General features: G+C 61.6%; 19 protein-coding genes and 1 pseudogene. 6 read left to right on the top strand and 14 right to left on the bottom strand.

Features of this window, described 5'->3' with window-relative positions; translation table 11 throughout:
- Positions 1-125: 125 nt before the first annotated feature.
- The gene (locus WBQ96_RS20225; RefSeq protein WP_336553126.1) at positions 126-821 is read right to left on the bottom strand and encodes a hypothetical protein; all 696 of its coding nucleotides are present in this window, start codon (positions 819-821) and stop codon (positions 126-128) included.
- Positions 822-1,027: 206 nt separating this feature from the next.
- Between WBQ96_RS20225 and WBQ96_RS20220 the strand changes: the two genes are divergently transcribed.
- Positions 1,028-1,366, top strand: coding sequence for a hypothetical protein (locus tag WBQ96_RS20220; RefSeq protein WP_336553128.1), 339 nt, complete (start codon positions 1,028-1,030; stop codon positions 1,364-1,366).
- 229 nt (positions 1,367-1,595) lie between these two features.
- Here the strand turns inward: WBQ96_RS20220 and WBQ96_RS20215 are convergent, their stop codons facing one another.
- Both WBQ96_RS20215 and WBQ96_RS20210 read right to left on the bottom strand, forming a co-directional pair.
- On the bottom strand, positions 1,596-1,967 hold the full coding sequence (locus WBQ96_RS20215) for an endonuclease domain-containing protein (RefSeq protein WP_336553130.1): 372 nt from the start codon (positions 1,965-1,967) through the stop codon (positions 1,596-1,598).
- A 208-nt stretch (positions 1,968-2,175) separates the two neighbouring features.
- Positions 2,176-2,628: a GFA family protein gene (locus tag WBQ96_RS20210; RefSeq protein ID WP_336553132.1), complete on the bottom strand. Its 453-nt coding sequence runs from the start codon at positions 2,626-2,628 to the stop codon at positions 2,176-2,178.
- A 238-nt stretch (positions 2,629-2,866) separates the two neighbouring features.
- On the opposite strand from WBQ96_RS20210, the gene WBQ96_RS20205 reads away from it, so the two are divergent.
- Positions 2,867-3,358, top strand: coding sequence for a Gmad2 immunoglobulin-like domain-containing protein (locus tag WBQ96_RS20205; protein ID WP_336553134.1), 492 nt, complete (start codon positions 2,867-2,869; stop codon positions 3,356-3,358).
- Positions 3,359-3,362: 4 nt separating this feature from the next.
- On the opposite strand, the gene WBQ96_RS20200 is transcribed toward WBQ96_RS20205, so the two are convergent.
- Positions 3,363-4,382: a serine hydrolase domain-containing protein gene (locus tag WBQ96_RS20200; protein WP_336553136.1), complete on the bottom strand. Its 1,020-nt coding sequence runs from the start codon at positions 4,380-4,382 to the stop codon at positions 3,363-3,365.
- Between the two features lie 63 nt (positions 4,383-4,445).
- Entirely contained in the window at positions 4,446-4,895 is a 450-nt protein-coding gene (locus tag WBQ96_RS20195; protein ID WP_336553138.1) for a MarR family winged helix-turn-helix transcriptional regulator, read from the bottom strand.
- 102 nt (positions 4,896-4,997) lie between these two features.
- Between WBQ96_RS20195 and WBQ96_RS20190 the strand changes: the two genes are divergently transcribed.
- Positions 4,998-5,666 carry a glutathione S-transferase family protein gene (locus WBQ96_RS20190; protein WP_336553141.1) on the top strand — a complete coding sequence of 223 codons (669 nt, stop codon included), beginning with the start codon at positions 4,998-5,000 and terminating at the stop codon, positions 5,664-5,666.
- A gap of 12 nt (positions 5,667-5,678) precedes the next feature.
- On the opposite strand, the gene WBQ96_RS20185 is transcribed toward WBQ96_RS20190, so the two are convergent.
- From WBQ96_RS20185 to WBQ96_RS20175, 3 genes and pseudogenes are all read right to left on the bottom strand, one after another.
- The gene (locus tag WBQ96_RS20185; protein ID WP_336553143.1) at positions 5,679-6,152 is read right to left on the bottom strand and encodes a GNAT family N-acetyltransferase; all 474 of its coding nucleotides are present in this window, start codon (positions 6,150-6,152) and stop codon (positions 5,679-5,681) included.
- Between the two features lie 187 nt (positions 6,153-6,339).
- The gene (locus tag WBQ96_RS20180) at positions 6,340-6,969 is read right to left on the bottom strand and encodes a glutathione S-transferase family protein (RefSeq protein WP_336553144.1); all 630 of its coding nucleotides are present in this window, start codon (positions 6,967-6,969) and stop codon (positions 6,340-6,342) included.
- Between the two features lie 279 nt (positions 6,970-7,248).
- Positions 7,249-7,608: pseudogene (locus WBQ96_RS20175) on the bottom strand (transglycosylase SLT domain-containing protein); the annotation flags it as partial.
- A 481-nt stretch (positions 7,609-8,089) separates the two neighbouring features.
- Here WBQ96_RS20175 and WBQ96_RS20170 point away from each other — a divergent pair.
- The gene (locus tag WBQ96_RS20170) at positions 8,090-8,668 is read left to right on the top strand and encodes a methylated-DNA--[protein]-cysteine S-methyltransferase (protein WP_336553145.1); all 579 of its coding nucleotides are present in this window, start codon (positions 8,090-8,092) and stop codon (positions 8,666-8,668) included.
- Positions 8,669-8,717: 49 nt separating this feature from the next.
- Here WBQ96_RS20170 and WBQ96_RS20165 read toward each other — a convergent pair whose 3' ends face one another.
- Positions 8,718-9,041, bottom strand: a complete 324-nt coding sequence (locus WBQ96_RS20165; RefSeq protein WP_336553440.1) for a hypothetical protein — start codon at positions 9,039-9,041, stop codon at positions 8,718-8,720.
- A gap of 278 nt (positions 9,042-9,319) precedes the next feature.
- Between WBQ96_RS20165 and WBQ96_RS20160 the strand changes: the two genes are divergently transcribed.
- Complete coding sequence (locus WBQ96_RS20160) at positions 9,320-9,532, top strand: cold-shock protein (RefSeq protein WP_091913209.1); 213 nt, start codon at positions 9,320-9,322, stop codon at positions 9,530-9,532.
- Between the two features lie 249 nt (positions 9,533-9,781).
- Here WBQ96_RS20160 and WBQ96_RS20155 read toward each other — a convergent pair whose 3' ends face one another.
- The 3 genes from WBQ96_RS20155 to WBQ96_RS20145 all read right to left on the bottom strand — a co-directional run bounded on the left by WBQ96_RS20155 (position 9,782) and on the right by WBQ96_RS20145 (position 12,224).
- Complete coding sequence (locus WBQ96_RS20155) at positions 9,782-10,393, bottom strand: glutathione S-transferase family protein (protein ID WP_336553147.1); 612 nt, start codon at positions 10,391-10,393, stop codon at positions 9,782-9,784.
- A gap of 89 nt (positions 10,394-10,482) precedes the next feature.
- Complete coding sequence (locus WBQ96_RS20150; protein WP_336553149.1) at positions 10,483-11,337, bottom strand: EAL domain-containing protein; 855 nt, start codon at positions 11,335-11,337, stop codon at positions 10,483-10,485.
- Positions 11,334-12,224, bottom strand: a complete 891-nt coding sequence (locus WBQ96_RS20145; RefSeq protein ID WP_336553151.1) for an EAL domain-containing protein — start codon at positions 12,222-12,224, stop codon at positions 11,334-11,336. The genes WBQ96_RS20150 and WBQ96_RS20145 overlap by 4 nt, the downstream gene beginning before the upstream one ends.
- Before the next feature lie 192 nt (positions 12,225-12,416).
- On the opposite strand from WBQ96_RS20145, the gene WBQ96_RS20140 reads away from it, so the two are divergent.
- Positions 12,417-13,619, top strand: a complete 1,203-nt coding sequence (locus WBQ96_RS20140) for a pyridoxal phosphate-dependent aminotransferase (RefSeq protein WP_336553153.1) — start codon at positions 12,417-12,419, stop codon at positions 13,617-13,619.
- Between the two features lie 80 nt (positions 13,620-13,699).
- On the opposite strand, the gene WBQ96_RS20135 is transcribed toward WBQ96_RS20140, so the two are convergent.
- Positions 13,700-14,098 (bottom strand): (R)-mandelonitrile lyase, encoded by a 399-nt coding sequence (locus tag WBQ96_RS20135; protein ID WP_336553155.1) that lies wholly within the window; start codon positions 14,096-14,098, stop codon positions 13,700-13,702.
- A gap of 381 nt (positions 14,099-14,479) precedes the next feature.
- Positions 14,480-16,069, bottom strand: a complete 1,590-nt coding sequence (locus WBQ96_RS20130; protein ID WP_336553157.1) for an ABC transporter substrate-binding protein — start codon at positions 16,067-16,069, stop codon at positions 14,480-14,482.
- Positions 16,070-16,282: the final 213 nt, after the last annotated feature.

The following is a 16,282-nucleotide window of genomic DNA, read 5'->3' as shown; positions in this document are numbered from 1 at the left end:
ATGGCGCCACCAGCCCGCCATCGGGATATAGCCGGGAAACTCCACCTTCCGGCGGTCCAAAGAATGGTATCGGATCAGAAACGGCCGAGGCTCTAATCGCCGCTGGATGAAAGTTCAGTGGCAGGTCAGATGGGAAAGGTCACTCTACCATTCAGATTGGTAGCATGCCGCTCAGTCAAATATAGAATGGCATCTATGTCTGAGTACCTTACTGCCCCGTCGGATCCTTTCCTACTTAGTTCTCTTTGGGCAATGTATGTGACGGTATTTGGATCGTACTCAGCGAAATCCTCGTTTATCAAAACAAGAAGGCGGAGGTGAACACCTGTTCTATTTCCTACGAAATTGGCAATCTGCCTATTTGCTTTTTTGAAATGAGTAACTACTGCACGCGCCAATCGATCAAAAATGCTTTTTCGAAGTGATTCTCTCTCTTCTTCCGGAAGGTTCTTTAGGATCGCCTCGATTGGCCAATGGCCAAAGAACTTAGGCCAGCTTTCGTGTTTTTTTGCAGGGGCAATCGCGTTTGAAAGTCTTTCGGATGGACTGCCTTCTAAGCTTTTGATTTCTATAACTAAGGCTCCGCCTAGACATTCGTAGTCTGGTCGTTTCTCCTTGTCACCCTCCAAGTCTAAGGAGCGACCGGACATCTTTTCTTGGAGAAAGGCACAAAATCTGGGCGTGATCGGATCAGGCCCACCGTTCCTCTCGATCCATCTATAAGTGCTTCGATCGAAACCTGACCGACTATCGGTTTTCACCAACGCACACCCTTCAAGGAGGTATCTTTCGCCAAATAACCCAACCGTGAACTGGGCCAATTATGCGTGCCATGTTTGCGTATACATACTGGAGAGGCAAGGTACGATCGCTTGCGCCAACAGGCTGTTTATCAGCCTCGGGTCAAAATCCTTGGGTCAAGCCCGAAGATGACGACGTGGAGAGATAACGTTCCAACGGCCCACGCTGAAACCTCACAACATCGGCTACACGTCGAAATCACTCTGAACAGAAGACACACAGGCACATGGAACCCGACAACCTCATCTCCCTAGTCCCACCCCAACCCGTCGCCGACAACGCCGCCAAGGGGCTTGCCTTTCGTGCAAAATTCGGGCGGGGTGGAACGGAGATCGGCGTCGGGCGGGCGCAGGAGCTGGTCGCGCGGCGCGCGCTCCAGCCTTCTGTCATCAAGCGCATGGTCAGCTATTTCGCCCGCCACGAGGTCGACAAACGCGCCAAGAATTTCGGCAACGAGGAAAACCCCTCGGCCGGCTACATCGCCTGGCTTCTATGGGGCGGCGACGAAGGCCGCGCCTGGGCGCTCGACCTCAAGACCCGCATCGGCAACGCGCCAGATATTTGAGGTTGCGGCTCCCCTTCTCCCCCTGTGGGAGAAGGTGGCCGACCCCGGACTTGATCCGGGGGAGGTCGGATGAGGGGTGCTGGACGGAGTGCCCTGTTGCAGGACGTGTGCGGACATGGATGCTTGGCGATAGCCTTGAAGCGCCTCGTTTCTTCCAGCACCCCTCATCCGCCCCTTCGGGGCACCTTCTCCCACAAGGGGAGAAGGGAGCGTCGGCGTTTACGGCGCTTCACCTCCATGGCCGCAAGCTGGTGTCCCGCACATAGGCGATGATCGTGTCGCAAACGGAATTCATTTCCCGCAGCACATCGTCGTTCCAGAACCGCAGCACGCGAAAGCCACGCGCCTTCAGTTCCGCATCGCGATCGCGGTCGTATTCCGAATCCGCATGCTGGCTGCCATCGATCTCGACGATCAGCATCGCGTCAGCGCAAAGGAAGTCGGCGACAAAGCGACCGACCGGCCCCTGCCGGCGAAACTTGATCCCGTCGAGACGACGGCCGCGTAGTTCCTGCCATAACCTGTCCTCGGCTTCGGTCAGCTCCCGCCGGAGCGATCGTGCGAAGCGGCGTTTGGCTGGCTGAACGGGCTGGTGCGGCATGCCTACCCCTTCTCCCCCTGTGGGAGAAGGTGGATCGGCGCGCAGCGCCGAGACGGATGAGGGGTGCTGGACGGAGTGCGAAGATACAGAAAGGGCGAGATTGGAACTTGGTGCTTCATTCTGAGAGCTCTCGTTTCTTCCAGCACCCCTCATCCGACCTCGCCTTCGGCTCGGCCACCTTCTCCCACAAGGGGAGAAGGGGAAACGCCTACTTCCCCGCCCACTCCACATATTCCCTCATCAGCCCTTCATATGCCTCCATCGGCGGCAGGGCCTCGTAGCTGTGCGGGGCGCCGGTCTCGGCGAAGGGCAGCTTTTCGCTGGTCCATGTCTCGATGAAGGGCGCCATGCCGTCGGTGTCGTCCAGCAGGGGCGAGCGGAGGTTGACGAACCAGTCCATGCCTTCCGGCCGCGTGAACATCCAGCTCATGCAATGCGGGCAGAAATAGTGTTTTGAGGCACCGTGCAGCCCGCCGATCACCGGCTCGCCCTGCGTCACTTCGAAACCGTCTGCGGGGATGGCGGCAGACAGCGAGAATGCCGAGGAGCTCATCTTCTGGCAGCCGGTGCAGTGGCAGGCCATGGTGACCAGCGGCGCGGCACTCACCTTGAAACGCACCTGCCCGCAGCGGCACCCGCCTTCGCGTTTCCAGTCAGTCATAACTGCCTCCTCTTGCGCGCAAATCATCTGGTGCAGCTAACGGCAGCCGGCGCGATCCTGCAACTGCCTGCCTTCGGATGCGCGAAAAGGCCGCTGGGCCGATATCGCCCGCATGACCTCGCCATCCGCCATATTGGGGATATCCGGCCAATCGACTTTTGCGCCTTCCCGAACCAAGCTGGCGCGTGACAATCCCAAATGTCAGGCGGTGGGCGGCACAGGAGGGAGCACCCGAGCCATGCCCAATGAAATCCAGCAGCCCAAGCCGTTCGATCTCGTCGGCGATCCCGTCCTCATTGCCGGCATCGGCCAGGGTTTTGAGGCGACCCTGAACTGGCGCGTGCATGACGGCCATGACGAGCGCACCGGCTTCTTCAATGTCGGCGGCGGCACCGGCGAGCACGGCCAGTTCCAGATTGCGGCAGCCATCGGCAATGCCGCCTTCCAGCTCGACAGGCTGTTCGTGGAAGTGTTCGAAGAGAGTGCTGCCGACGGGTCGGAGATCAACAAGGTCATCGTGCCCGTCATCTACGGGCCGCGCATCGTAGCGAACTATATCGGCTTCCGCATCCATACCGTGAAGGCCGGCGACACGCTGTCGAAGATCGCGCGCGAACATTACGGCGATTCCGCCCTGTTCTCGCGCATCGTCCGCGCCAACCCGTTGGTGATCAACGATCCGAACCAGATCTTCGTCGGCCAGCAGCTGAAAGTGCCGATCGGCGCGTGAGGCGTCAGGCCGTTTCGACCGCGCCGATAATACCGCTTGCAAGCGCGTGGAGGTCGTCGCGGTAGCCGGTGCGGGCGGACGGATTGTCCTCGGCCGAGGTCATGACGATGGTGAGTTCCAGCGACGGCACGATGTAGAGCATCTGCCCGCCGTAGCCCCAGGCATAGCTGACCGGCCGCCCGCCAAGCTCGCGCAGGAACCAGCCATAGCCGTAGCCATCGCCGTTGAAGCGCGAAGTGGTGCGTGGCTGCCAGGATCGCTCGACCCATGCCGCCGGCACGATCTGCCGGCCTTCAGGCGTCTTGCCGCCATTGCGGTAGAGCTCGCCAAAGGCTGCCAGCGAGCGGGCGCTCATCGCCATCTGGTTGCCGCCGACATAGATGCCTTGCGGGTCGCGGTCCCAGGCGGTGATGCGAAAGCCGTCGAGCGGCCCGAGCCAATCGCGCGCCAGCGCCAGCGTCGACTTGCCGCCGACGCGCGTCAGGATCGCCGAAAGCAGATGCGTCGAGCCGGTGGAATAGAGCATCGACCCGCCCGGCTCGTCATCGAAAGGCATGGCAAGGGCGGTGCGCACCCAGTTGCGGCTGGAAACCCAGCGCCCGTAATTCGGCCCCGAAGTGCGCCCCAGCCCGGCCTGCATGGAAAGCAGATTGCCGATGGTGATGTCCTCGATGCGCGGGTCGGGTTTGGCCGGAAGATCGGCGCGCAGCAGCGGCGCGATCTTCTGGTCCGGCCCTTGCAGCAGTTTTTTATCGATGGCGATGCCGACCAGCGCCGAGACAACCGATTTCGAGGCCGATTTGATGTTGGTCGGAGCTGTCAACGAGTTGCCGCGATAGCCGCGCTCGGCGAGTGTTTTGCCGCCGCGCATGACCAGCACGGTCTTGAGCGAGGTCAGCCTTTCCGCCTCGTCGAGCAGGTCCGGCAGAGCGCGGGGCGTTGCTGGCTCGGCCTGCGTCTGGGCGAAAGCCGGCCATGGCATCGCGGCGGAAGCAAGAAGGGCAAGTGCTGTGCGTCTGTTCATGGAAAGCGAGTTAGGGAGCGTGAACGGCGAAAGATAGGCCGAACCATCCCTGGCGTCGGCATGTCACGCAGATGTTACGGCGAGTTTCGCCAGCAACCCCGCCAGCACTTTCGCCTCATCCGCATCAAGCTTCGCTCCAACCGCCGCCTCGATCGCCGGCGCATAGACGCCCCACATGTCGCGGCGAAGCGTCAAACCTTCAGGCGTGATCGCCAACATCTGGCCGCGCTTGTCGTCCGGGCAACTGCGTCGCACCACCAGCCCGGCCTTTTCCAGCCGGTCGATCAGCCGCGAAAGGTTGTACTGCTCGAACAGCAGCGCCCGCTCCAGCTCAAAAGGCCGGAGCCCCTCGCCGCCGCCGGCGCGTTCCAGTTCCCACAGCGCGTCATACCAGGCAAGCGGCGGAAAGCCCGCCGCCTTCAGCCGCGCCTCGATGCCGGCCGTTGCCACGCGCTGGGCACGCGAAAGGCCGATCCAGACCGCGATGGTCGTGTCGTCCGGTTGTCTGTCCATCTCTCACACATAGTTGATTTCATGCATCTGCATCAAGATTGACAGAACATATGCGCTCATCTAGTTAGATGCAATTGCATCCAATTCAACGGAGTGCCTGCCATGACGAACAATCTCACGCTGATCTCCTTCGACCTCTGCCCCTTTGTGCAGCGCGCCGCCATCGTGCTGGCCGAGAAGAACGTGCCCTTCGAGCGCGTCGACGTCGATCTCGAAAACAAGCCGGAATGGTTCCTGAAAATCTCGCCGCTCGGCAAGGTCCCGCTGCTGAAGGTCGGCGACGACGTGTTGTTCGAAAGCGCTGCCATCGTCGAATATCTGGACGAAACCAACCCGCCCGCCCTACACCCGGCCAACCCGGTGACGCGGGCGCGCCATCGCGCCTGGATGGAGTTTGGCTCGGCAGTGCTCGGCGATATCTGGACACTGGAAGTGACGAGCGATCAAGCCGCCTTCAATGTTGCCCGCGCCGCGCTGAAGGAGAAGCTGGCGCGCGTCGAAAGCGAGCTTGGCGACGGCCCCTATTTCGCCGGCAAGGATTTTTCCATCGTCGATGCCGTCTTCGCCCCGGCCTTCCGCTATTTCGAAGTCATCGACCGCCTCGCCGATCTCGAGGTTTTCGACGGCCTGCCCAAGGTGCAGAAATGGCGTGAGGCGCTGGCCGCGCGGCCTTCGGTCAAAAACGCCGTCGTGCCCGACTACAACGACCGGCTTCTGCGCTTCCTGCAGAAGAAGAACGGCATTTTGGGCCGTCTGCCGCTGGCCGCCTGAGCGGCGTCGCGGTCAGCCTTCCAGCGGAACGCGGCGCATGCCCATCCGCTCATAAAGCCGCACGGCGTCCGGGTTTTTCACGAGGCCGGTCTTGAGGTCGAGATGGGCCGCACCCCGCGCCTGAAACGTGCCGAAGACCTGGCATAGCAGCGCTTCGGCCAGCCCGCGCCGGCGCGCCTCCGGGCGCACCGCGAGGTCCTTCAGATAGGCGCTGGTCCAGCACAAGGCTGCCGCAACGAGCCGCTCGTCGCCGTCGAACACCAGGAAGCACAGTGCCGGGTCGAACTCATCATCGTTCGACACTTTCTGCCACCAGGTATCGAAAGGGCCTTCCTCGCCATCGTCGAACACTTCGCTCAGCAGCGCATGCAGGGTTCGGGCGTCACTTGCGCGAAAGGTCCGCATCGAAAACCCGGCCAGCCACTTTGGCGCCGAAAAATCGCCGTCGAGGTCGCGGCGAAACCGCACCACCTGCTCTTCACTCATTGGGCCAATCTTCCGATCTGTTCGACCGCATTCGAGATTACGCTCCAGGGTTGTCGAGATTCAGGTCAGGACGTGGCGAAAATGATGACTTTCGAGAACCGGAGCGGAGCGTACATTTGGTACGTGAGCACCGGAAGCGCAGAAAGCCGTCATTTGCAGGCCGTCATCACCTGAATCTCGACGAACCCTAGCGCCCCAGCGTTACCGCGCCACTGCGCTTCACCGCGCGCTGATAGGCCGGGCGTGCGTGAATGCGTTGGAGAAAGCCGGTGAGGTTCTGAAAGCGATGGTCGAGCCCGCCGCGCGCCACCGCGGCTTCCAGCGGGAAGCTCATCTGGATATCGGCAGCGGTAAAGTCGTCACCAGCGAAATAGTCGCGGTTTTCAAGCTCGCCATCGAGAAAGGCCAGTATCTCGGCGATCTGGCCGTCGATGCGCGGCAGAACGGCGGCGGCCGCCTCGCCCATGCGCGAAAAATAGAGTTTCAGGAGCAGCGGCGGCATCGCCGAGCCTTCGGCGAAATGCATGAAGGTGAGATAGGGCACGCGCTCGGGCGTGCCGGGCGCAGGCCGCAGGGTGCCGTCGTCGTGCCGGTCGAGGAGATATTCGATGATTGCGCCGGATTCGGCGACCGTCAGCTCTCCGTCGGTCAGCACCGGCGCCTTGCCGAGCGGGTGGACGTTTTTCAGTTCCGGCGGCGCCAGCATGGTTTTCGGGTCGCGCTGGTAGAGAGCCAGGTCGTATTCGAGCCCGAGCTCTTCCAGCAGCCAAAGAATGCGGTGCGAGCGCGAATTGTTGAGATGGTGAAGCGTGAGCATGCGATCCCCTTGCATTCGGACCATGCCGACTTACTGCATCAGACCGGAAACGGAAATCCGCTTGCTGGCCAAATCGGATGTGGAAACTGCAGAGAGCTGTCAGGCAGCGCCGGGCGTGGCAGCCGGAGTCGGAACCGGTGCGGCGGCAGGAAGCGGCGTTGGCGCGGGCGGAAACACCGGCGCCGCCGCTGGAATAGCCGCCGGCGCAATATTAGCTGCACCGGGGATAGGTTCAGGCGCCGAGGCCCCAGCCATCGGGTTCATCTCAGGTTCCGGGCGGCGCATGCGGCGGCGATCCTTGCCCAGGCCTGTCTCTTCCAGCAGGCCCTTGCGCTTGGCGTCGTAGTAATAGCCGGTCTGGTAGAGGCGGTCGGCGCGCCTGTGGTCGCCGCCGGCCACCAGATAGGCACCGCGCAGATATTTCACCGCATATTTCAGATTGGTCTCGGCATCGAGAAGGCCGTTCGCCGGGCCGTCATAGCCCATGCCGCGTGCGGTCGCGTGCTTGATCTGCATCAGGCCCCAGTGACCGCGATTATAGGCACGCGGATTGAAAGTGCTCTCGCGCTTGACCACGCTGCGCACAAGCGTTTCCGGCACTTCGTAGATCGCGGCATATTTGGTGATGAGCTTGTCCACGACAGTGCCGTTTTGCGGCGCGAGCGGGCTAACAGGCACATCCGCGGTGGCGAAGGCATTGGCCGTGACGGTCTCGGCCGGCGAGGCCTCCACGCGCGCCTCGGTCTGCGTATAGGAACTCGGCACAATCGACACCGTGTCAGGCAGTGCCAGATCGACGGTCGGCGCCATGGCCAAGCTTGTCGGCGTGTCTTCTCCAGTCGTCGCGCAGGCCGCTAGCGCCAAGGGCGATAGCACCGCTGCAACGAGAGGAAATCTCAGAAAAGAAGGCAAAGCCGCGCTCGTTGTCTGCAAATCAATTGTTAACGATTGGAAACCCCAATACATCAGCCGCACCGTTTCGGCAACACGGCCCGGTTGCAAGTGTATCGCGCCATGCTGTCAGGAGGCTTAGTGCAGTCCACTGATAAGAGACTGTTCCCGCTTTGTACCGGTCGGCTTCTGTGGTATGAAACACCTCGGCTTTCTGGGCAAAAACGTGATGACCATACCCTATCATCTCTTCGAAACCGCCATCGGCTGGATCGGGATCGCCTGGAGCGAGCGGGGCCTGACGCGGGTGCAATTGCCCGAGCGCGACCGTGTAGCCACCGAAAGGCGGCTGCTGGCGACGATGTCCCGAATCTCACAGTCCGGCGAGCCGTCGCAACAGACGGCGAGAGAGCTGCCGGCGAACATCGTCGCCGCAGTCGATGAGATCACGCGCTATGCAGCGGGCGAGATAGTGGACTTTTCGGACATCAAGGTCGACCTCGCCGGCATCAACGACTTCCGGTTGGCGATCTACGACGCGGCGCGAAAGCTCGGGTTTGGCGAGACGACGACCTATGGCGAGTTAGCCCAGCGTGCCGGCCACACCGGGCTGGCGCGCGAAACAGGCCAGGCGCTGGGCTCCAACCCGGTGCCGATCGTGGTTCCGTGCCATCGCATTCTCGCGGCCGGCAACAAGATAGGCGGCTTTTCGGCTCCCGGCGGCTCGGCCACCAAGGAAAAGCTTCTGACCATGGAAGGCGTACGGGTTGGCCCGCCGCCGTCCGCACAGGCGTCTTTCGGCTTCTGAACGGCCTGACTTCTTGGGCAGGCCGCCCTCACCTGAATATCAATGCGCCTCAGTCGCGCAAAATCAGGAAACGGTCGTCCGGGTCTACCCGCTCGCACCGGCGCACCGGACAGGACCGGTCGGCTGTCGGGACGAAGACGGTCTCGGCGCTCTCATCGCTCTTGCAGAACCGGCGATCCGCGACATAGCGGTCATAGCGCAGGATGGAAGGATTGCGCTCCGAACGATAACGCAGCAGCGCAGCGCCATCGCGCCGGACCGTGGCCTGAACCTCGCCGCAACTCATGCTGGTAGAGGTATAGCGGGAAATCGCCTGTGCCTCGACCGCGATCAAAGACAGGCAAAGAACGAGCAAAACACGTTTCAAGGTCACCTCCCTGCGCATGCATCACCAAATGCTCCTATAGACAGGAACGAGCGGGATCGACGGAAGTGCTCATGGCGGCCGATCACATCCCGGTGAACGATCATCTTCTCTGGCTCTTGTGCTTGCGAGCAATACGCATTATATCAGCCCCGTTGATATTTCGGCCGATCGATATGGTAGTCCCGCGATTTATTCGCGTTTGCTGACGTCTATCTCCAAAATCTCGATACAAGGCGACCAAGTTCGCTTGGTTAAATAACGTTGCAAACGCAAGGAAATATAAAATGGCTACTGGCACCGTAAAGTGGTTCAACTCGACCAAGGGTTTCGGCTTCATCCAGCCTGACGCAGGCGGCGCGGACGTTTTCGTCCACATCTCCGCTGTTGAGCGCGCTGGTCTGTCGAACCTCGTCGAAGGTCAGAAGATCAACTTCGAGATCGAGCAGGACCGCCGCACTGGCAAGTCGTCTGCTGGTTCTCTTTCCAAGGCCGGCTGATTTTACGCGCGCCTCGGACTGAAAGGTTCGAAGCGCACGGCAAGTCACGGATGTACTGGCGGCCGCGCGACAAGCGCGCCGGAGGTCAGGGTCAGGAACTGAAGCGGCAGATTGCCGCCAGACCTGGCCGATGAATTCCAGATCAGCCTGTTTTGGGCGCGGAAGGCGGGGTAACTCCCCGCCTTTTTGTTGTCTGGAGTTTGCAGCGACGCCGGGCGCTCCTAAGTCGCCCGCAGCGCAATCAACAATTCAAGGCAGCCAGTCGATCGATACGTGCCCCGGGTCCACCCTCACCCGCTCCAGCCAGGCTGACACCGCCGGATAAGCACCGAGGTCGAAGCCTCCCTTGCCCGCATCGGCCGTATAGGCATAGAGCGCGATGTCAGCGACACTCATCGCATCGCCTGCGAAAAACGCATTCTTGGCCAGATGTTTTTCCATGACGCCGAGTGCCTTGTTGCCGCGTTCCAGCGTCAGGGCCAGACGCTCGGGCGTCGCATCCTTCGCCCGCTCGGGAAAGGTCAGCAGCGCCTTGCGCACGGCAATGTAAGGCTCATGACTGTATTGCTCGAAGAACAGCCATTGATAGGCCTGCCCGCGCAGATAGCGGTCCGAAGGCAGAAACCGCGTGCCTTCGGCGAAGTAGAGCAGGATCGCGTTCGATTCGGCCAGAAGCCGCCCGTCGTCGAGCTCGAGCAGCGGCACCATGCCGTTCGGGTTTTTCGCCAGATAGTCGGCCGAGCGTGTCGCACCGCTATGCGAACTCACCTCGACATGTTCGAAACTCTGGCCGAGCTTGGCCAGAAGCAGCCGCGGCTTGTAGCAATTGCCGCTGTCGACCATGCCGTAGATTCGCATCATCCATATCTCCTGTTTGCGCGCAGATTATCGCCGCCGCAAAATCCATCCAGTGATTTGTAATGACGAGTCTATCAGCGCGGCTGATGTGTTTATCCGAACAGCCGCACCACGTTGCGCCCGCCATCAAGCAGCCGCGCGATCGGCAGTGGCTTCTCGTCGAAAACCGTTCCGGCCAGCGCGGCAAGCGCCAGAAGGTCGCCTTGGAACAGATCGACATTTGCATCCAGCGCGACACGCAGCGACGCGGCGTCGGCTATGCCTTCGACAAGCACCTTCACGCCCTGGTCCTGCAAGGCCGAAACAATCGGCGCAAACAGCCGAGCCGTGGCGCTGTCCCGGCAGATCTCACCGAACCATGTCTCGTCCACACGCACGACATCCGGGCGAATCAACTCGATTTCATCGTCGCCGGCCTGCCCGACGCCGTAGACACGCAAGCCCGTCCGAATGCCCTTCCAGCGCATTTGCTCGGCAAGTTGCAGAACATGCCCGGCTGCGAACTGCATGGCGTTGTCGATCTCGCAGACCAGCATATCCGGGCACAACACGGCGCATTCCGGTTCCCACGCGGCGGTCGGCAGGAAGTTCAAGAAGGTATCGAGATCGGCCGATCCCGGATCGAAATCGATGAACATGTCGACGTCGCCGAGCCCGATATTGCGATAGTTCCGCAGATGCAGCACCTGGAACAGCATCTCGGCAAATTCGGCTGACGGAGCTGCGGCACCGTCCCGAAACTCCTCGACCGTCAAAGACCGTCCATGCCGGAAGAAGGCCGGCACCGGTTTGACCCCTACCGTCACCAGCACGTCATCCGAGCGCGAAAAAATCGGCTGGCAGGCGCTCTTCAGCCGAAGATCGCCCATGACGCCGATTTCGATACCCACTTCGTCGACGAAAACCGCCTCGTCGATGGCAGCCAAAAGGCCTGATGCGAATGTCATGAAGGCCTCCTCCGGCCGAATTTTCTGTCTGCGCGCCGGGCACTGTGGACGGGTTTCATTTGGGGTTGCGGCTCGACGGCCAGTTCTGCCGGCGGCGTTTCCGGCAAGGGTGACGCCACGGCCACCACCGTTTCCGGCCGAGCCAGCACGAAACCCTGCACCATGGAGGCGCCGGACCGTTCGGCGAGGTCCAGTTGCCAGCCTTCTTCGATGCCCTCGAACACGGTCATGATGCCCTGCTCGGCAAAGTTCTCGACCATGGAGGTCAGCAGCGCGAAGCCGGCTCCCGTTTCCATCAGCCGGGCAATCCACTGCGCGTCGAATTTCACGATGTCGGGCCGCAATTCCCGGATGCGCGTGATGTCAGACTCGGCTGCGCCATAGTCGTCGATGGCGATCCTCAAGCCATTAGCCCGCAGCGCTTCGACGAAGGCGTAAAGCACCTCCTGCGAGGCGGCCTTCTGCTCCGTCACCTCGCAGATCACACGATAGGGCTCGATGCCGGCCTCGTGCAGCACCAGGCGCAGGTCGCGCAGAGCATTGTCGACAACCGATCGCTCGGTGAAGATGGAGGGGTCGAAATTGACGAAGATCGTGGCATCCGGGTCCAGCCAGATCGCCGCGTTCAGCAGATGCAGCGTGCGCGTCAGTGTCTCGACGGACAGCCGGTCGGCGGCGGCGATCTCGTTGAAGAAAGTCGTCGGCGCCACCTGAACGCCGTCGCGCGAAGGCCGCAGCAGGCCTTCATAGGCAACGATCTGCAGCTTGCCATCGCGGAAGGCAAAGATCGGCTGGAACGCCGTTTCCAGCGTGAATGCACCCCATACGCCTGTCGCGGTACCGTCATCGCCGCGGATGACGTGATTGAGGCCGACACTGCGCGACACGATGCTCGTTGCTCCGGAATTGACGCCGGAGATTGCCACGCAACGTTTTATTGCGCGTTAATAAATCCATGAATCGGCCCACACGGCGATTTGTCTTGGCCACGGCCAAGCAACACTTGCGATTCTCCGCACAATCCGACATGAGAAGCGCGGCTGAAAACTGGCCCATCCATGAACCGGAGATAAAACGTCATGGCCTTCCTTGCCGATGCTCTTTCACGCGTAAAGCCTTCTGCGACCATCGCGGTCACTCAGAAAGCGCGCGAGCTGAAAAATGCGGGCCGGGACGTGATCGGCCTTGGCGCGGGCGAGCCCGACTTCGATACCCCGGACAACATCAAGAATGCGGCCATCGATGCGATCCGTCGCGGCGAGACCAAATATCCGCCGGTGTCCGGCATCGCGCCGCTGCGCGAGGCGATCGCCAAGAAGTTCAAGCGCGAGAACAATCTCGACTACAAGCCGGAGCAGACCATTGTCGGCACCGGCGGCAAGCAGATCCTGTTCAACGCCTTCATGGCGACGCTGAACCCCGGCGACGAGGTCATCATCCCCCGTCCGTACTGGGTCAGTTATCCCGAAATGGTGGCGATCTGCAACGGCACCTCGGTATTCGCTGAGACCTCCATCGACAACGGCTTCAAGCTGACGGCGGACGTGCTGGAAAAGGCGATCACGCCGAAGACCAAGTGGCTGCTGATGAACTCGCCGTCGAACCCGTCGGGCGCGGCTTACACCGAGGCAGAACTGCGGGCTCTCGCCGACGTCCTGCTCAAGCATCCGCATGTCTGGACGCTGACCGACGACATGTACGAGCACCTGACCTATGGCGATTTCGTCTTCAAGACGATCGCCGAGGTCGAGCCGAAACTCTACGACCGCACACTGACCATGAACGGCGTCTCCAAAGCCTATGCCATGACCGGCTGGCGCATCGGCTACGCCGCCGGTCCGGTCCAGCTCATCAAGGCGATGGACATGATCCAGGGCCAGCAGACCTCGGGCGCCTGCACCATCGCGCAGTGGGCCTCGGTCGAGGCGCTGAACGGACCGCAGGATTTCATCGCCAAGAACAAGGCGATCTTCCAGGCGCGCCGCGATCTCGTCGTCTCGATGCTCAACCAGGCGCGCGGCATCACCTGCCCGTCGCCGGAAGGCGCCTTCTACGTCTATCCGTCCTGCGCAGGGCTGATCGGCAAGAAGACGCAAGGCGGCACGGTCATCACCGACGACGCGGTCTTCACTTCCGAGCTTCTGGAAGCAGAAGGCGTGGCGGTCGTGCAGGGTTCGGCCTTCGGCCTCGGCCCCAACTTCCGCATCTCCTACGCAACGTCGGAGGCGCTGCTGGAAGAAGCCTGCACCCGCATCCAGCGCTTCACCGCTTCGCTGACCTGATCGGCGCATAGATCGAAAACGGAAAACCCGGCCTCGCGCCGGGTTTTTTCTTGGCCGCGTTTAATGCGCCTTCCGGGCGCTTACCCGCCATATTGCTCGTCCGACACCTTCTCCAGCCACTCGGCGGTAACACCATCCAGCGCTTCCTGCATGGCGATGTGCGACATGGCTGTGTTCGGCCCGGCACCGTGCCAGTGCTTTTCGCCAGCGGCAAAGAAGATCGTATCGCCGGCCCTGATTTCCTTTATCGGCCCGCCCCAACTCTGAACGCGGCCGGCACCCGAAACGACATGCAGCGTCTGCCCGAGCGGATGCGTATGCCAGGCAGTGCGAGCACCCGGCTCGAAACTTACCAGGACGGTTCGCAGTCTCGCCGGCTCTTCCGGCTCAGTCATCAGGGGCGTCTGGAAAACCCGTCCGGTGAAGTAGTTCTCCGGCGCGGATATCGTCGGCACACTGCCGCAGGCAACGATCTTCATGGTCGGGTACTCCTTCGGGTATGCGCGGATGAACAAACAAAACCGCCCGCTCCTTTTTGTGGAAGCGGCGGCACTGTTGCTCTTTATCATCCGGAGCGCAATGAACCATTGCCGGCCCTGACGTCCGCCGAACCGTCGTCATCCCGGGCGACCGTAGCGAAGCGAAGGGAAGACCCGGGATCTATTGACCAGCACGGCCGGGTACTGAGTTCGCGCTGCGGTATTGAAGCGCACCAAGGCAAGGACCGGGCCGTGCCTGACGATGCTGCGGCCAATAGATCCCGGATAGCCTCCGCTTCGCTCCGGTTTCCGGGATGACGACATCCTGTGCCGCCGCTCAATCAGCTCAGTAGATCGGCGGTGCACAACGCTGCGTTTTCCTCACGCGTTCAGCCAGCACTTGGTCAGTGCATGCCCGCCCATCAGTTCGCCATTCGGATCGTCGACCCAGCCGCCGACAGTCTGGCTGGTCGCGTCGATATAGTTGTTGAACATCGGCACGATCACCCCGCCCTCGTCGCGCAGGATCATGCCGGCGTCGCGGTACATCTGCTTGCGCTTGGCCTGGTCGAGTTCGGCGCGCGCGCCGAGGATAAGCTTGTCGAAATCGTCGCGGAAGAAGCGCGTGTCGTTCCATTCGGCGTTCTTGAGATAGGCGATCGAATAGACCTGATCCTGCGTCGGCCGCCCCGTCCAGTAGGACATCGAGAAAGGCTGCTTGTTCCAGGTTTCAGACCAGTAGCCGTCGCCCGGCTCGCGCTTGACCTCGATGGTGATGCCGGCCTTGGCGGCACTCTGCTGGTAGAGCTGCGCGGCATCGACAGCACCTGGAAACGCCACGTCGGAAGTGCGCAGCAGCACCGCGCCATCATGGCCGGATTTCTTGAAGTGGAACGCCGCCTTGTCGGGATCGTATTTGCGCTGCTCGATATCGTCGGAAAACAGCGCATAGGCTGCCGTCACCGGCATGTCGTTGCCGACCGAGCCGTAACCGCCAAGAATCTTCTGCACCATCTCCTCGCGGTCGACGGCGTATTTCAGCGCCAGCCTGAGATCGTTGTTGTCGAAGGGCGCTGTGTTGCAATGGGCGATGAAGACATAGTGCCCCTTGCCCGGCACGTTGCGGATTTCCACGCCCGGCACGCGTTTGACCAGCTCGACGATCTTGGGCTCGACGCGGTTGATCATATGCACCTGCCCACCCTGCAGGGCGGAGGTGCGCGCGGTGGCGTCGTTGATCACCACGATCTCGATCTGGTCGGCATGGCCGCGCTTGTCCGAGCCCCAATAGCCCTTGTGAAGCTCACCAACGTGGCGCACGCCAGGCTCGTTGACGGCCACCTTGTAAGGCCCGGTGCCGATGCCCTCGGTCGGGTTGTCCTTGCCGCCATTGGGCTGGATCATCAGGTGATAATCGCCGACGACATAAGGCAAATCGGCATTCGGGTCCTTCAGCGTGATGACGACATTGTCGCCGTCGGCCTTTATGCTTTCGAAGCTGGAGACGAAGGCCAGTGCGGCCGATTTCGAATTGGCGTCGGCATGGCGCTCCAGCGTCGCTACGATATCGGCCGGCGTCAGATCCTTGCCGTTGTGAAACGTAACGCCCTTGCGGATCTTGAAGGTCCAGGTCTTGGCGTCGTCGGAGGCGTGATATTCTTCGGCCAGCCGCGGCTCGATCTCGCCGGTCGGCGAGACTTCCAGCATCTGCTCGCCCCAGCAACGCCCGAATGTGTAGGGCACCTGGCTCGCCCAGGTCGCCGGGTCGAGGCTGTCGGTGGCAGCACCGCCGACGAGACCGCCTTTCAGCTGCCCGCCCTTGACCGGACCTTCAGCACGCGCAGCACCCGCCAGCAGCGAGTTGGCAAACGTCGCGGTGACGCCGAGCGCAGCGGCGCGACCGAGAAAATCGCGGCGCGACAGCCGTCCGCGAATGACATGATGGCTCAGGAATTTCAGTTCGTCGGACATGGTAGAAAATTTCCTCCAGCACCGTTTGACGGTTGTTGCATTCCCCAAGGTGATATTGGCCGTCCTGCCAATCAGGCCACGGAGCCGGTTGCGACATTTGATGGCGCAATTGGCATGGCGGCTCGCCAATCCCCTTGCCCTTGGCCCGTCCTCATGTGACGATGGCCTTTCGACGGGACAAGCCTGTCCCGCCGCGCGACGGCCGGGAGGAGG

The organism is Mesorhizobium sp. CCNWLY176, from assembly GCF_037153935.1.
In the GTDB taxonomy this organism is placed as follows: Bacteria; Pseudomonadota; Alphaproteobacteria; order Rhizobiales; family Rhizobiaceae; genus Mesorhizobium_M; species Mesorhizobium_M zhangyense.
Note: the sequence above shows the minus strand (reverse complement) of the source record. Positions and strands in the feature narration are given on the sequence as shown.

Excerpts from the sequence above, each read along its gene's own strand:
- WBQ96_RS20220 (WP_336553128.1), top strand. The coding sequence starts at position 1,028 with ATGGAACCCGACAACCTCATCTCCCTAGTCCCACCCCAACCCGTCGCC.
- WBQ96_RS20215 (WP_336553130.1), bottom strand. The coding sequence starts at position 1,967 with ATGCCGCACCAGCCCGTTCAGCCAGCCAAACGCCGCTTCGCACGATCG.
- WBQ96_RS20210 (WP_336553132.1), bottom strand. The coding sequence starts at position 2,628 with ATGACTGACTGGAAACGCGAAGGCGGGTGCCGCTGCGGGCAGGTGCGT.
- WBQ96_RS20205 (WP_336553134.1), top strand. The coding sequence starts at position 2,867 with ATGCCCAATGAAATCCAGCAGCCCAAGCCGTTCGATCTCGTCGGCGAT.
- WBQ96_RS20200 (WP_336553136.1), bottom strand. The coding sequence starts at position 4,382 with ATGAACAGACGCACAGCACTTGCCCTTCTTGCTTCCGCCGCGATGCCA.
- WBQ96_RS20195 (WP_336553138.1), bottom strand. The coding sequence starts at position 4,895 with ATGGACAGACAACCGGACGACACGACCATCGCGGTCTGGATCGGCCTT.
- WBQ96_RS20190 (WP_336553141.1), top strand. The coding sequence starts at position 4,998 with ATGACGAACAATCTCACGCTGATCTCCTTCGACCTCTGCCCCTTTGTG.
- WBQ96_RS20185 (WP_336553143.1), bottom strand. The coding sequence starts at position 6,152 with ATGAGTGAAGAGCAGGTGGTGCGGTTTCGCCGCGACCTCGACGGCGAT.
- WBQ96_RS20180 (WP_336553144.1), bottom strand. The coding sequence starts at position 6,969 with ATGCTCACGCTTCACCATCTCAACAATTCGCGCTCGCACCGCATTCTT.
- WBQ96_RS20170 (WP_336553145.1), top strand. The coding sequence starts at position 8,090 with ATGACCATACCCTATCATCTCTTCGAAACCGCCATCGGCTGGATCGGG.
- WBQ96_RS20160 (WP_091913209.1), top strand. The coding sequence starts at position 9,320 with ATGGCTACTGGCACCGTAAAGTGGTTCAACTCGACCAAGGGTTTCGGC.
- WBQ96_RS20155 (WP_336553147.1), bottom strand. The coding sequence starts at position 10,393 with ATGATGCGAATCTACGGCATGGTCGACAGCGGCAATTGCTACAAGCCG.
- WBQ96_RS20150 (WP_336553149.1), bottom strand. The coding sequence starts at position 11,337 with ATGACATTCGCATCAGGCCTTTTGGCTGCCATCGACGAGGCGGTTTTC.
- WBQ96_RS20140 (WP_336553153.1), top strand. The coding sequence starts at position 12,417 with ATGGCCTTCCTTGCCGATGCTCTTTCACGCGTAAAGCCTTCTGCGACC.
- WBQ96_RS20135 (WP_336553155.1), bottom strand. The coding sequence starts at position 14,098 with ATGAAGATCGTTGCCTGCGGCAGTGTGCCGACGATATCCGCGCCGGAG.
- WBQ96_RS20130 (WP_336553157.1), bottom strand. The coding sequence starts at position 16,069 with ATGTCCGACGAACTGAAATTCCTGAGCCATCATGTCATTCGCGGACGG.